This window comes from Burkholderia sp. Ac-20365 (genome assembly GCF_017104715.1).
Taxonomy (GTDB): Bacteria; Pseudomonadota; Gammaproteobacteria; order Burkholderiales; family Burkholderiaceae; genus Paraburkholderia.
On record NZ_JAAGPI010000009.1, the window covers coordinates 43,019 to 58,410 of the forward strand.

8 protein-coding genes are annotated in these 15,392 nt (G+C 63.0%); 4 read left to right on the top strand and 4 right to left on the bottom strand.

Features of this window, described 5'->3' with window-relative positions:
• Window positions 1-766 precede the first annotated feature (766 nt).
• From uvrA to G3O01_RS17860, 4 genes are all read left to right on the top strand, one after another.
• Window positions 767-6,676 carry an excinuclease ABC subunit UvrA gene (uvrA, locus tag G3O01_RS17845; RefSeq protein WP_205806468.1) on the top strand — a complete coding sequence of 1,970 codons (5,910 nt, stop codon included), beginning with the start codon at window positions 767-769 and terminating at the stop codon, window positions 6,674-6,676.
• Between the two features lie 101 nt (window positions 6,677-6,777).
• Window positions 6,778-7,842: a DMT family transporter gene (locus tag G3O01_RS17850; protein ID WP_205806469.1), complete on the top strand. Its 1,065-nt coding sequence runs from the start codon at window positions 6,778-6,780 to the stop codon at window positions 7,840-7,842.
• Between the two features lie 295 nt (window positions 7,843-8,137).
• Complete coding sequence (gene tehA, locus G3O01_RS17855) at window positions 8,138-9,097, top strand: dicarboxylate transporter/tellurite-resistance protein TehA (protein ID WP_205806470.1); 960 nt, start codon at window positions 8,138-8,140, stop codon at window positions 9,095-9,097.
• Window positions 9,098-9,208: 111 nt separating this feature from the next.
• Entirely contained in the window at window positions 9,209-9,913 is a 705-nt protein-coding gene (locus G3O01_RS17860; protein WP_205806471.1) for a glutathione binding-like protein, read from the top strand.
• A 100-nt stretch (window positions 9,914-10,013) separates the two neighbouring features.
• Here G3O01_RS17860 and G3O01_RS17865 read toward each other — a convergent pair whose 3' ends face one another.
• The 4 genes from G3O01_RS17865 to G3O01_RS17880 all read right to left on the bottom strand — a co-directional run bounded on the left by G3O01_RS17865 (window position 10,014) and on the right by G3O01_RS17880 (window position 15,336).
• Complete coding sequence (locus G3O01_RS17865; protein WP_205806472.1) at window positions 10,014-12,131, bottom strand: phospholipase C, phosphocholine-specific; 2,118 nt, start codon at window positions 12,129-12,131, stop codon at window positions 10,014-10,016.
• Window positions 12,132-12,207: 76 nt separating this feature from the next.
• Window positions 12,208-12,552 (bottom strand): hypothetical protein, encoded by a 345-nt coding sequence (locus tag G3O01_RS17870; protein ID WP_205806473.1) that lies wholly within the window; start codon window positions 12,550-12,552, stop codon window positions 12,208-12,210.
• Window positions 12,553-12,871: 319 nt separating this feature from the next.
• Window positions 12,872-13,729: an alpha/beta hydrolase gene (locus G3O01_RS17875; protein WP_205806474.1), complete on the bottom strand. Its 858-nt coding sequence runs from the start codon at window positions 13,727-13,729 to the stop codon at window positions 12,872-12,874.
• An 8-nt stretch (window positions 13,730-13,737) separates the two neighbouring features.
• Window positions 13,738-15,336: a benzoate-CoA ligase family protein gene (locus G3O01_RS17880; RefSeq protein WP_205806475.1), complete on the bottom strand. Its 1,599-nt coding sequence runs from the start codon at window positions 15,334-15,336 to the stop codon at window positions 13,738-13,740.
• Window positions 15,337-15,392: the final 56 nt, after the last annotated feature.

Genomic DNA, 15,392 nt, shown 5'->3' on the forward strand with positions numbered 1-15,392 from the left:
TCACTCGCGACGATGCCGGCTAGTGGCAAGCCGTCACCGTGACGGGCGCTGCGGATCGCGGCGCTCGGGAGCCTGCATCGACACGGATTCGTCCGACTGAATCCGAGATTCGATGCCGCCACCTCGGCGTTCCAAAGAATGATAGGCAGCGCGTATCGAACTTCCACTAGCGTGAGGGGCGCATCGGCAAGATTTTTGTGTGGCTCACCGCATTCTGCTCAGCGAGCACGTCGCGCTTTAAGTTTCCGTTAAGCCTGCACTCATACATTGTTTGGGCGTTCGGACGATGCAAGAGTTGCTGCGAGGAGTCGTCCGACGCTTCGTGGTCCGCCGGGGGGCGAACCAGACGAAGACCATCGTCGATGCGCATTCGACCGCCGCAAGGTGACAGATGGCGTGTGGCATGCGGCTGACCAGCCTTCGCCCGAAGACTGGTAGGGGACGGCCATTCCAACCCGGTGCTCCACCGGGTTTTTCTTTTTCAGCCCATGCTGGCCCGCGCCAGGATTGACTCAGTTCCGCGCTGAACCACACGCCGTCCGTCGCGTCACAAAGAGGTCATTTGGCTTATGCCGTTCACCGCGTTATCGTCGTGCAATCGGCGTGCAAAACTGTATAAACATACAGTATAGTATCCACCTATCCGGCGCAGCGACCTGCCACGAAGCAGCCTTCGCACGCCGCACGAACTTCGCCGCACGAGCACACGTGGCCGCACTCCGCCCGCCATGATGCCCCGGCCAACTCATTCAGACGGACAGGCAAATTGTCATCTAACGGAACGATCCGAATTCGTGGCGCACGCCAGCACAACCTGAAGAACGTCGACCTCGACCTTCACACGGGCGAAATGACCGTCGTGACGGGGCCGTCGGGCTCGGGTAAATCGAGCCTCGTGTTCGACACGCTTTACGCGGAAGGGCAGCGGCGCTATGTCGAAACTTTCAGCGCGTACGCGCGGCAGTTTCTCGACCGGATGGACCGGCCTCAGGTCGACCGCGTCGACGGCGTGCCACCCGCCATCGCTATCGACCAGACCAACCCGGTGCGTAGTTCCCGTTCGACGGTCGGCACGATGACGGAGCTGAACGACCATCTGAAGCTGCTCTACGCGCGCGCGGCGGAGCTTTTCGACCGCCAGACCGCACAGGCCGTTCGTCACGATTCGCCGGAAACGATTTATGCCGAACTGGACGCACGCACAGCCGCGGACGATCCGCGAGTCGTCGTGACCTTTCCGGTCGAGCTGCCGGAATCGACCAGCGAGGCGGAAGTCGAGCAATGGCTTTCCGCGAGCGGCTATACGCGCGTACAGGCACAGCGCGAGGTCTCGTCACCCACGGGCATGCGCAAGGTGCTCGACGTCGTGGCCGACCGTTTCCGCCTGCATCAGGTGGAAAAGGCGCGGGTGATCGAGGCGATCGAGGCATCGCTCAAGCGCGGCGGCGGTCGTGTGAACGTCTACGTGCTGCCGCAGGCGCAGGAGGGCGAACAGGCCGAGCCGCAGATCTGGCGTTTCTCCACCGGCCTGCACAATCCGGAGAGCGATCTGCGCTACGCCGACCCGCAGCCCGCGCTGTTCTCGTTCAATTCGGCGTACGGCGCATGCGACACATGCCGCGGTTTCGGGCGGGTAATCGGCGTCGACTTGGGTCTCGTGATCCCCGATGAACGCAAGACGCTGCGCGGCGGCGCGATCAAGCCGATGCAGACGCCCGCATGGAAAGAGTGTCAGGACGACCTGATGCGCTACGCGGCGAAGGCCAACATCCGCCGCGACACCCGCTGGTCCGAACTCACGGAGGCCGAGCGCGACTGGGTTATCAACGGTTCGCCTGACTGGGACGGCGAGTGGCAAAAACAGTGGTACGGCGTGAAGCGCTTTTTCGGCTATCTGGAGTCGAAAGCGTACAAGATGCACATTCGCGTGCTGCTTTCGAAGTATCGCAGCTACACGCCGTGCGAAACATGTGGCGGTGCGCGTCTGAAGACGGAATCGCTGCTCTGGCGCCTCGGTTCGAAGCAGAACGCCGACGCAGTGCTGGAGCCGGTGCAGCGCTTCCTGCCGCGCGGCGTCGACTGGAATCGTGCGCAGCTCGAAGCGTTGCCAGGGCTGACGGTGCACGATCTGATGCTGCTGCCCATCGAGCGCATCCGGCGTTTCTTCGACGACATCACGTTGCCGAGCGCGCTGCTCGACGACGCGCTGAAGCTGCTGCTGGCCGAAGTGCGCACGCGCCTCAAATATCTGTGTGACGTCGGCCTCGGCTATCTGACGCTCGATCGCCAGAGCCGTACGCTGTCGGGTGGCGAAGTGCAGCGTATTAACCTGACCACTGCGCTCGGCACATCGTTGACCAAGACGCTTTTCGTGCTGGACGAGCCGAGCATCGGCCTGCATCCGCGCGACCTGAACAGGATCGTCGAGGCGATGCAGCGTCTGCGCGATGCAGGCAATACGCTCGTCGTGGTCGAACACGATCCTTCAGTCATGCTCGCTGCCGATCGCCTGATCGACATGGGACCGGGGCCGGGCGAACGCGGCGGCAGCATCATCTACGACGGCACGCCTGAGAAGATCCGTTCGGCAGGCACGCTGACGGGGGAGTATCTGGGCGGGCGCAAGCATGTCGCCGATGCAGCGCACTGGGCGCGCCGCCCGGTTGACAAAAGTACGCCGCGTCTCGTGCTCGAAGGCGCGCGTCAGCACAATCTGCGTGACGTAACGGTTGAAATCCCGCTGCAGCGTCTCGTGTGCGTGACAGGTGTATCGGGTTCCGGCAAATCGACGCTGATCCAGGACGTGCTGTATCCCGCGATGGCACGACAACTCGGCAAGGCGACGGAATCGCCGGGCGCGCATCGTGCGCTAACGGGCGTCGAGCAGATCAGCGACGCGATCTTCGTCGATCAGTCGCCGATCGGTAAAACCACGCGCTCCAACCCAGCGAGCTATGTCGGCGCATTCGACGAAATCCGCAAGCTGTTCTCGAAGTCGCCGCTCGCGCTGCAGCGCGGATACGGGGCGGGTGTGTTCAGTTTCAACTCGGGCGACGGACGTTGTCCGACTTGCGGCGGCTCGGGCTTCGAGCATATCGAAATGCAGTTCCTGAGCGACGTCTATCTGCGTTGTCCGGACTGCGACGGTAGCCGCTACCGGCCCGAAGTGCTCGAAGTAAAAATCGAGCGCGGCGGGCGTGCGCTGAGTATCGCGGACGTGCTCGAACTGACCGTGCATGAGGCGGTTAACCTGTTCGCCGCGGACGGCGAGGTGCTGCGCGTGCTGCAGCCTATCGTCGATGTCGGTCTCGAATACGTGAAGCTGGGCCAGCCGGTGCCGACGCTGTCGGGTGGCGAGGCACAGCGTCTGAAACTCGCGGGTTTCCTCGCAGAAACTGCCCAGGCGCAGACGGCGCGCGGCGGCGCGAAGCAGGTGCCGGCACGTCTGTTCATGTTCGACGAGCCGACCACGGGTCTGCACTTCGACGATATCGCCAAGCTGATGCAGGCCTTCGGCAAGCTGCTGGCAGGCGGTCATTCGCTGATCGTGATCGAGCACAATCTCGACGTGATCCGCGCCGCTGACTGGCTGATCGATCTCGGCCCCGAAGGCGGCGATGCGGGCGGTCTGGTGGTCTGCGCGGGCACGCCGGAAGACGTCAAGCAGTGTGCGGGGTCGCACACGGGCCAAGCGCTGGTGCAATACGACCGGGCAATGGGCCTACCCGTCGATCCGACTGAGGCAGCGGAAGAAGCCGAAGCCGCTGCGCATGGCATGCCGCTGCAGACGGCGCTGAACGCAGCGCGCGCGCGGCGCGCGGTGGAAGGCGAAGACGTCGTGCGTATCGTGAACGCGCGCGAGCACAACCTGAAAGCGCTGGACGTCGATATTCCGCATGGAAAATTCAACGTCATCACCGGCGTATCCGGTTCGGGCAAATCGACACTCGCATTCGACATCCTGTTTCATGAAGGGCAACGCCGCTATCTGGAATCGCTGAATGCGTATGCGCGTTCCATCGTGCAACCCGCCGGACGTCCTGAAGTCGACGCCGTGTATGGCATTCCGCCCACCGTCGCAATCGAGCAGCGTCTGTCGCGTGGTGGACGCAAGAGCACGGTCGCGACCACGTCTGAGGTGTGGCACTTCCTGCGCCTGCTGTATGTGAAGCTCGGCATCCAGCACTGCGTTCATGACGGCGCGCCCGTCACGTCGCAAAGCGTCGAGTCGATCGTCGCGCAATTGATGCGCGATCACAAAGGTCAGCACGTCGGCTTGCTCGCTCCGCTCGTCGTGAACCGCAAGGGCGTCTACACGGATCTCGCAAAGTGGGCAAAGGCGCGCGGCAATACGCATCTGCGTGTGGATGGCGAATTCGTCCCCGTCGATCCGTGGCCGAAACTCGATCGTTTCCGCGAGCATACGATCGAGCTGCCTGTCGGCGATATTGTCGTATCGGCGGACAAGGAAGCCGAGTTGCGTCGGCTGCTCGAGCAGACGCTTGAGGCGGGCAAGGGTGTCATGCATCTGCTCGCGCCGCTCGATGGACTGGAACATGCGATGACACGCAACGGGCCGACGGCGCATGTCGGCGAAGTAAAGGTGCTGTCGGTCAAGCGTGCGTGTCCCGTGTGCGGAACCAGCTATCCCGAACTGGATCCGCGCATGTTCTCCTACAACAGCAAGCATGGCTGGTGCACGACGTGCGTTGGCACGGGTCTCGCACTGACGCGCGAACAACGCGCCGCGTATGACGACACCGTGCTCGTCGACGATAACCGCGGCCGCGAACAGACCTTGCCGTCGGACGAGCAGGAGCCGGAGGGCGTGGGTGACGAGCCGTGTCGGGATTGCCACGGCACGCGTCTGAATCCGTCTGCCCGTGCGGTCACGTTCAGCGATACACCTATCGTCGACGTTGCACAATGGACTGTATCGGATACGCGCCACTGGATCGACGGGCTCGAACTGAACGGACGCGATGCGGAAATCGCACGCGACGTGATCAGCGAAATCGGCAGCCGTCTGCAGTTCCTGGAGGAAGTGGGACTCGGATATCTGAGTCTCGACCGCGCCGCGCCGAGTCTCTCGGGTGGTGAGGCACAGCGGATCCGGCTCGCGGCTCAACTCGGCAGCAATCTGCAGGGCGTCTGTTATGTGCTCGACGAGCCAACTATCGGCCTGCATCCACGCGACAACCAGATTCTGCTGAACGCGCTGCGCAAGCTCGGCGACAAGGGCAATACGCTGGTCGTGGTCGAGCATGACGAAGACACGATCCGTCGCGCGGACCATATCATCGACATCGGGCCGGGCGCGGGCAAGCGCGGCGGCACGCTGGTCGCGCAGGGGCGCGTCGGCGATCTGTCCGCACAGTCCGATTCGCTGACAGGTCAGTTTCTCGCGCAGCCGATCCTGCATCCGTTGCAGGCGCGCCGTCCCGTTTCGCTCGCGACAAAGCGAGCAGAGGCTGTGCCCGAAAAGTGGCTCACCGTACACGGCGCAACGCTGCACAATCTGCGCGACGTGACGGTTGGTATCCCGCTCGGGCGTCTCGTCGCGGTGACGGGCGTGAGCGGATCCGGCAAGTCGACGCTCGCTCGCGACGTGCTGATGACCAATCTGCTTGATGCCGTTGGCCGTTCGGTGCTGTCGTCGCCCGCGGTGCGCCGTGCTCGCAAGGCTGCGCAGACAGAGGACGCGCCCGCTACGAACCGTCGCGCCAGCGTGCTCGCGCGCAGCGCACCCCGGCCGTCGCTGAATGTCACGCACGCATGGCAGGGCTGCTCATCGATCAGTGGTTACGAGTCGATCGACCGCGTACTCGAAGTCGATCAGACACCGATCGGCAAGACGCCGCGTTCGTGTCCCGCCACCTATATTGGCGTGTGGGACACGATCCGCCGTCTGTTCGCCGATACGCTCGAAGCGCGTGCGCGCGGCTACACGGCGTCGCGGTTCTCCTTCAATACGGGCGACGGTCGCTGTCCGGCATGTGAAGGGCAAGGCGTGCGCACTATCGGCATGAGCTTCCTGCCCGACGTGAAGGTGCCATGCGATGTCTGCCACGGACAGCGCTTCAACCCCGAAACGCTCGCGGTCACGTGGCGCGGCAAGAATATCGGCGACGTGCTGACAATGGAAATCGACGAGGCCGTCGAATTCTTCTCGTCGATGTCGAACATCGCGCATCCGCTGCAACTGATGAAGGACGTCGGGCTCGGCTATCTGACGCTCGGTCAGCCGTCGCCGACGTTGTCGGGAGGCGAGGCGCAGCGCATCAAGCTCGTGACCGAACTGAGCAAGGTGCGCGACGACATTACGCGTCGCGGACAGAAGGCGCCGCACACGCTGTATGTACTCGATGAGCCGACCGTCGGTCTGCATATGGCCGACGTCGCCAAGCTGATTCGCGTGCTGCACCGGTTGGCCGACGCGGGACACAGCGTCGTCGTGATTGAACACGATCTGGACGTGATCGCCGAAGCGGACTGGATTATCGATCTGGGCCCGGAAGGCGGCGTGGGCGGCGGGACGATCGTCGCGTCGACGGACCCGGAAGGTCTGGTGCGCGTCGCGTCGAGCCATACGGGGCAGGCGTTGGCGCCTGTCCTCGCCCGGGTGGCGGGGGATGCGGCCAATCGTGAGGCGGGCGAGCGCGTCAGCGCCGGATAACGCACGGCGGCGGCGGGGTGCAGTCTGTTTGCATTCGCCGCCGCGTCGGGCGTCGATGAAAGGAAATGGATCGACAGGTTCAAGGCAACACGAGGTTCACCATGAACACACGTCACAGCGCCGCATTCACGGCGATTCTCGCGGCCGTCCTGTTCGGCGCAACGACGCCGTTTGCGAAGGCGCTGCTCGGCCAACTGTCGCCGTTCATGGTCGCGGGTCTGTTTTATCTCGGCAGTGGCTGCGGGCTTGCCATTGCGATGCTCGTGCGCCGTATGCGTCGCGCGCCGGACTCGAGCGGGCAGAACGAGCCGGTTATGCCGCTGAAAGAGATTCCGTGGCTGATCGGCGCGATCGTCGCGGGCGGCGTTGCGGGACCGGCGTTGCTGATGTTTGGGCTGAATGCGACGCCTGCAGCCACGACTTCGCTGCTGCTCAATCTCGAAGGTGTGTTCACGGCACTGATCGCCTGGTTGGTGTTTCGCGAGAACGTCGATACGCAGATTTGTCTCGGCATGATGGCGATAGTCGTGGGCGGCGTACTGCTGTCATGGCAGCCGGGTAGTGAAGGCGCGGGCGCGCCCGCCTTGCTGGTCGCCGCCGCATGCCTGTGCTGGGCGATCGATAACAACCTGACGCGCAAGGTCTCGACCAACGACGCGATGTTCATTGCCTGCATCAAGGGACTGGTCGCGGGTGTCGTGAACACGGGCATTGCGCTGTCGCTGGGCGCGCATGTGCCGGCGCCTGGTCTGATCGCGGCATCGATGGTGGCGGGATTGGTTGGCTACGGCGTGAGCCTTGTCCTGTTCGTCGTCGCTCTTCGCCATCTGGGTACGGCGCGCACGGGTGCCTATTTCTCGGTGGCGCCGCTGTTCGGCGTGGCGATTTCGTTTGCGCTGTGGCCGGAGCGGCCAACGACGTTTTTCTGGATCGCGGCTGTATGCATGGCGCTGGGCGTCTGGTTGCATCTGCGCGAGCGTCATATGCACGAGCACACGCACGAGTCGCTCGAACACAGTCATCGTCATCGGCACGACGAGCATCATCGGCATCAGCACGATTTCGATTGGGACGGCACGGAGCCGCATGTGCATCCGCATCGGCATGTACCCGTCACGCACACGCACGCGCATTTTCCGGATATCCATCACCGGCATCGGCATTGACGTGTGCATGCGGCTCGGCATTGCTGCGACACGTTGCCACAACGGAGGCACGCAACGCCGTGTGAATCCGGCAAGCGAGACGCGCTCAGGCGCCGTTGCAAGCGCCATCCAGCGTTCGACGCTTCTTGCATTGATGGATCCCGGTTACGTCATCCGACGGGCGAAAGCCACGCATCGAGGGCATACTCTGCGCAATTGCAGATGAACGGCCCGACGCGCTTGCGTTGCACCACCTAGCTCTGCGTACCGCAGCGCGACGCAACGCGTTTTGCTCGCAGTCCGCTCGACCCGCCACATGAAAAGCAACCCGATTTCCGCTTCGCTCTTCAGCATCGTGCTCGGCCTGTCAGGTCTTGGCCAGTCGTGGCGCGTGGCGGCGCGGATGTGGCATGTGAGCGCCGCCGTCGGCGAAGCGATTCTGCTGCTCGCGACGCTCGTGTGGTGCGGCCTGTTGATCGCGTACGCGCTGCACGCATTGCGTCATCCCGCCAAAGTCGTCGACGAATTCACGCATCCCGTCGCAGGTGGCACGGCTGCGCTGCTCGGCGTGTCGACCTTGCTGATCGTGCAGGCCGTGTTGCCGTACTCTCGCGGGCTTGCAGCGGCACTCGCCGTGGCGGGGCTCGCGTGGCACCTTGCGTTCGCGCTCTGGCATACGGGCATGCTGTGGCAGGGCGGGCGCGACATGCTCGACACGGCACCGACGCTGTATCTGCCGACCGTCGCCGGCAACTTCACGGGCGCCGCGGCGCTCGCGGCGATGGGCCGTCCCGAATGGGGCTGGCTTCTGTTCGGCGCGGGCATTTTCTCGTGGCTCGCAATCGAGCCGCTCATCATCTACCGGCTCTGGCACGGTGAATCGTTGCCGCCCGAGCAGCGGCCGCTGCTCGGTATCCAGTTCGCGCCGCCTGTCGTCGGCGCGGCAGCCGCGCTGGTATTGCAGCCGGGTTCCGTCGATCACTGGATCGTGATGCTGCTCGGCTACGGCCTTTTTCAGTTGTTGATCGGTTTGCGGCTAGGTGGCTGGCTGACGAAAAATCCGTTCTCGCCGTCATGGTGGGCCTACACGTTCGGTATCGCGTCGGCGACGGTGGCCTGCATGAAACTCGCACAGGCGGGTGTGCCGCCCGCGCAGACGCTGTCGGTGCCCGTGTTCATCGGCGCGAATCTGTTTATTGGCTATCTCAGCGTGCGTACGCTCACGCATCTGTTCGATCCATCGAACGCACAGGCACCGGCGCCGCGCGTCGATTGATTCTGCGCGCGACCGGGCAGGCAAGAGCCTCACCGTCCGACCGCAAGCAAAGCCGACCCAACCCGTCTATATTGGTCCCTGTTTGACGATACACACTGACAAGGACCTTTCATGCCGGATCCATCCGTATTCCCGATCGCGACCAAATGGCCCGCTGCGCATCCTGAGCGCATCCAGCTCTACTCGCTGCCCACGCCCAATGGGGTCAAGGTGTCGATCATGCTGGAAGAAACGGGTCTCGCGTACGAGCCGCATCTGGTGCGCTTCGACACGAACGACCAGTTGTCGCAGGAATTCATCTCGCTCAATCCGAACAACAAGATCCCGGCGATCATCGATCCGAATGGACCGGACGGCGAACCGCTGCCGCTGTTCGAGTCGGGCGCGATCCTGATCTATCTCGCCGACAAGACGGGTCAACTGATGCCGCAGCGCGCATCGGAACGCTACGAGACGATTCAGTGGCTGATGTTCCAGATGGCGGGCGTCGGGCCGATGTTCGGCCAGGTCGGCTTCTTCCACAAGTTCGCTGGCAAGGAGTACGAGGACAAGCGTCCGCGCGAGCGTTACGTCAATGAATCGAAGCGCCTGCTCAACGTGCTGAACGAGCGGCTCGCGACGCGCAAGTGGATCATGGGCGACGACTACACGATCGCCGATATCGCGACGTTCCCGTGGGTGCGCAATCTCGTCGGTTTCTACGAAGCTGGCGATCTGGTCGGCTTCGCCGATTTCCCGCATGTGAAGCGCGCGCTCGAAGCATTTCTCGCGCGTCCGGCTGTCGTGCGAGGGCTGGACATTCCAAAGCGCGCATAAACCGGCGCGATCAAAAAAAGCCCGTGCCGTCGCTACGACGGCACGGGCTTTTATCTTGTGGCGCTAGCGAAACGCGTCGAGCACCACGCGAATACAGCGCTTACTGTCCGCCGAGCGCCGGATCGCTCATGCTCGGCTTACCCGTCTCGACGTGACCCGCAACACGCCGCGTGAACGCCGCATCGCTATCGACCGTGATCGTGAGGTCGTACCAGCCGTACACGTTGCGCAGATCGAGATACACCGTGTCGCTATCGCCGCCGCGCACCGTGTGCGTGAGCGTCTTGCCCGAATCGTACGCATTGACGATCTTGAACTGGCAGCGCGCATTGCCGTCGTTTTTCAGACGCAGTTGCAGGTTGCCGTTCGCGACGTCGTAGCCTTCGGCGACCTCCGGCTGCGCGCGATCGTGGCTGTTCCAGAAGTGCTGCGCAACCTGCTTGCCGGCGAAGCGGCGCAGAAAGCCATTCGGCCCGTGCACCGTGAAGTCGTAAGAACCATCCGCCTTCACCGACAGCTGATCGACGAGACGCTTGCCCGCTTCGACCGTATATGTGCGCGGCGCATCGGTGCTCAGCGCGTCGAACACGAGGAAGTTGGCGCCGGCGTCGCCCGTGTTGACGAAGCGCATCGACAGCTTGCTGTTGCTGTGGTCGTCGATACGGACGAACAGTTCGTACGGCACGGCGCGCGCGGGGCGCACGCCCGGCTCCTGCTTCGGCACGGAGCCCACCAGCGGCGGCACCGGCACATAGTCCGGGTGCCGGTTCTGATCCTGCGGCTTGTACGACGCGGTGGACGGCAGCGTCGGGAACGCATCGTTCGGGTTCTTGAAGTTGAACGCCGACGTCAGATCGCCGCACACCGTGCGACGCCACGGCGTGATGTTCGACTCCGACAGCTTCTTGCCATGACCGAAACGCGCCTCGATGAACTGGATCACCGACGTGTGATCGAACACCTCCGAGCACACGAAGCCACCCTTCGACCACGGCGACACGACGAGCATCGGCACGCGCGGCCCGAGGCCATAGGGACCAGGCGCATATTTCCCGTTGTTGCCGCCGGGATAGATTTCGTTGGTCGTATCGACGGTCGACAGACCATTCGCACTCGATGACGGCGCGAACGGCGGCGACATGTGATCGAAGAAGCCGTCGTTCTCGTCGTAGTTGATGAGCAGCGCCGTCTTGCTCCACACCTCCGGGTTCGACGTGAGGATCTGCAAGACTTGATCGACATACCACGCGCCGTAGTTCGCGGGCCAGTTCGGATGCTCGGAATAGGCTTCCGGCGCGACGATCCACGACACCTGCGGCAGCGAATTGCTCTGCACGTCCTTGCGCAGAATGTCGAAGTACGTATCGCCCGCCGACACGTTCGTGCCCGTGCGTGCCTTGTCGTACAGCGGGTTGCCCGGCTGCGCGTTGCGATACTGGTTGAAGTAGAGCAGCGAGTTGTCGCCGTAGTTGCCGATGTACGGATTGTTCGTCCAGCCCCACGATCCATTCGCGTCGAGTCCGGTGCCGACGTCCTGATAGATCTTCCACGAAATGCCCGCCGCTTCGAGCACTTCGGGATACGTCGACCAGCCGTAACCCAGTTCCGAGTTGTCGACCACGGGACCGCCACCCGAGCCGTCGTTGCCGACCCAGCCTGTCCACATGTAGTAGCGGTTCGGATCGGTCGCGCCCATCAGCGAGCAATGGTACGCGTCGCAGATCGTGAACGAATCGGCCAGCTGATAGTGGAACGGAATGTCGTCGCGCGTGAGGTACGCCATCGTCGTGGTGCCCTTGTTCGGCACCCATTGGTCATTGCGGCCGCCGTTCCACGCGCCATGCGTGGTCGGCCAGTCGTGCGGCAGATCTTGCAGAAATTGCAGGCCGAGATTCGGCGCCGTCGGACGGAACGGCAGCACTTCGCCGACGCCGCCAGCCAGCGGTTGATGCCACACGGACTTGCCGTTCGGCAGGTTGATCGCGCGCGTGTCGCCGAAGCCGCGCACGCCGCGCAGCGTGCCGAAGTAATGGTCGAACGAGCGGTTTTCCTGCATCAGCACGACGATGTGCTCGATATCGCGGATGCTGCCCGTCTTGTTGTTCGCGGGAATCGCGAGCGCATTGCGGATGCCGAGAGGAAGCATCGTCAATGCGGTGGCGGAGCCGGCTGCCTGGGCGGCTGCGCGCAGAAAATCACGGCGGTTTTTTGAGGTCATGTTAGCTTCGATCGTGAGGGAAGAAACGGTAAGGGAGGACTTCCATGCGGGGGCAGGGAGCCTGAAAGGGCAGAACTCAATCGACGGTGTGAATCACGGGTGGTGCGAGAACGACGGAATCGGCTGCGCTGGCGCCGCCGGGGGACGTGGCCAGGGCGTGCGCGGGTTCGGGCTGCGAAGATTGAAGCGTCGCGCCGGCGGGCGACGCGGATGGCGCGGGGACGGCGTTGAACGTCGTCGCGAGGACAGGCTGCTGCGCGGTTTGTGTCTGTGGCTGATGTTGTTGCTGTTGCTCCTGCGATGTGCCAGCGGACGAGTCGTTGCCGCATGCCGCAACCGCAATCGACGCTGCGATCACGGCGAGCATCAGATGCAAACGCTTGCATCGATGGCAACGTGCAGTTTCGTGCAGTGCGGGCATCGTCATCCTCCGGCGCCATGCTGAGAGACGCGTAACGATAGCCAGCGTGTGTGTAGCTTTTGTGAAGCGAGAGATGAGGAAAGAAATGCAGACAGCCGCAGGAAGGGTGTGCAGAAAGATGCGTGTAAGGCTGCGTCACCGCGCGGTTGTGTTACGTGTGCAGCAGCGCGCACCGCATCTGATGCAGCGCGCATTCCGCGTGACGGTTCAATGACTTGCGTGCGTTATCTGCAGGTTGTCCACAGAGGTGTCAACGGTTTCTGTGGAAAACTGCAGTGCCATGCATCGGCGCTCGAACCAGATTGCGTCGACTGCAGGTTCAACTCTGCATGGCGCGGCCTGTTTGCCGCTCGATGAACTGAACGATTGCATCGTTGAGCGCCTGCGGTGCATCGCGATGAGGCGAGTGCCCGCAGTTGTCGAGCTTCGTCAGTTGGGTTTGCGGCGCGTGTTGCGCGATCGTATCGATCTGCGCCATCGTGCCGTAGTGATCGTCGTATCCCTGCACAGCGAGCAACGGGCAGCGAATGCACCCGAGTTCATCGACGATGCGCCAGGACCGGAACACATCGCTCAGCCAGATATCGTTCCACCCGTAGAAGGCAGAATCGACGTCATCGTGATGACGCGCCAGCTTGCTGCGCAGATCGGTCTGTTCGTACGCCGTCTTCGCCTCGGCAATGCTCGCGACTGAAATGTCTTCGACGAAAACATGCGGCGCAATCACGACCGCACCCGACAGTGCATCGGGAAAAGCGGCAGCATAAAGCAGCGTGATTGAGCCGCCGTCGCTGTGGCCGATTACCCACATGCGCTTTCTTTCTTCGGCGCTGACATCGAGTGCATCGAGCAGCGCGGGAAGGATGTCGCGTGCCTGCACCGACATGAAGTCGACGGGCAATTTGACGTGATGCGGACGCGGCGTCGACCGGCCGTAACCCGGGCGCGAATATACGAGACCGCGCATGCCGAGCCTGTCGCACAGAGTCTGCGGCCAGTTCTTCCACATCGCGACCGAGCCGAGTCCTTCATGCAGGAACACGGCCAATGGCGCATCGGCGAGGTGCGCATTGAGCCAGCGGTATTCGATATCCAGCGCGCCGTGTTGCGCATTTGCGGGCAGTGCGATCGATTCGCTTCGGGCGTTATCGCGCAAGGTCGTCACAGGTTCTGCCATACCATTCATCAGCTTTTGAGCTGTTCCCGCAGTTTGAAGCGTTGAATCTTACCTGTTGCCGTCTTCGGCAGATCATCGACGAACACGATGTCGCGCGGATACTTGTGCGGCGCGAGCTTGCCCTTGACGAACGACTTGAGTTCATCTGCGAGTGCGTCACATGCATCGGCACTGTGTTTCAGCACGACGAATGCACGCGTTTTCACGAGGCCACCATGATCGACGCCGACAACAGCCGCTTCGAGCACTGCAGTATGTTGCACGATGACCATCTCCACTTCGACGGGCGACACATACTGGCCGCTCACTTTCAGCATGTCGTCGCTGCGGCCCGCATATTGATAGCAGCCGCTCGGCAGACGGCAATATTTATCGCCGCTGCGGATCCACTCGCCGAGGAAAGTCGCGCGCGATTTCTCGCGATTGCTCCAGTACATCAGCGCGGCGCTCGGTCCCTTGATGAACAGATCGCCGACTTCACCGTCCGGAACCGGGTGGCCAGCTTCATCGCGTAATTCCACTTCATATCCCGGCACTGGACGGCCTGTCGTGCCGTACTCGACTTCACCCGCGCGATTCGACAGAAAGATATGCAGCATTTCCGTCGAGCCGATGCCGTCGAGAATCTCGCAGCCGAAGTGCGCGGTAAAACGTTCGCCGATCTCGCGCGGCAACGCTTCACCCGCCGATGCGCAAACACGCATCGCGACGTTCGCGCGCGGCGGCAGGTTGGGCGAAACGAGCATGCTCGCGTACAGCGTGGGCACGCCATAGAAGATCGTCGGCCGATGTTCGACGAGCCGCCGGAAGATTGCGTCGGGCGTCGGACGCTCGGCCATCAGCACGGCCGTCGCGCCAACCGAGAGCGGGAAGGTCAGCGCATTGCCGAGACCATAGGCAAAGAACAGCTTCGCGGCGGAGAACACCACGTCGCGTTCGTTGATACCGAGGATCGGCTTCGCATAGAGCTCTGCAGTCCAATACAGGTTGGCATGCGTATGCACAGTGCCCTTCGGCTTGCCCGTCGATCCGGATGAATACAACCAGAACGCGATGTCGTCGCCGCTGCATGCATTCGGTTTCACAAGAGGCTCGGCGCCATCGATCAACTGGCTCAGCACATAGCCAGACGGCGGATCGACCTGCACGGGTTGCGAGACGATCAGCAGACAGCCGTCATGTTCCGCTTCGCTCATGGCCTGTTCGACATGTGCGAGCAACGCGCCGGATGCAATCACGGCGCGCGCGTGGCTATGCGTGAGCATGTACAGATAATCGGCGGCCGTCAGCAATGTATTCGCGACGACTGGCACGATGCCCGCGTATAACGCGCCGAGGAATGCGACGGGCAGTTCGGCCGTGTCGAGCATCACCAGCAGGATGCGCTCCTCGGGATGCACACCGAGCGAGCGCATCGCACCCGCAAAGCGCCGTGCGCGGTCTTCGAGCTGCGCGTAGGTGATGACGCCGGCGTCGTCGATGTAGGCGGGCTTGTCCGCGCGCGCGTCGTTGAGACGGAACAGGTGCGATGCGAAGTTGAACTGCGCGGGCGGCGCCTCGACGTTCGGCGCGGGCTCGCTTGAACGCGATTCCAGCAGGGCTTGCATGTCTCCTCCGGCGAGGTGAGGCGGAGTGCGTGGGAACGATAGTGGGGACGTGCTGG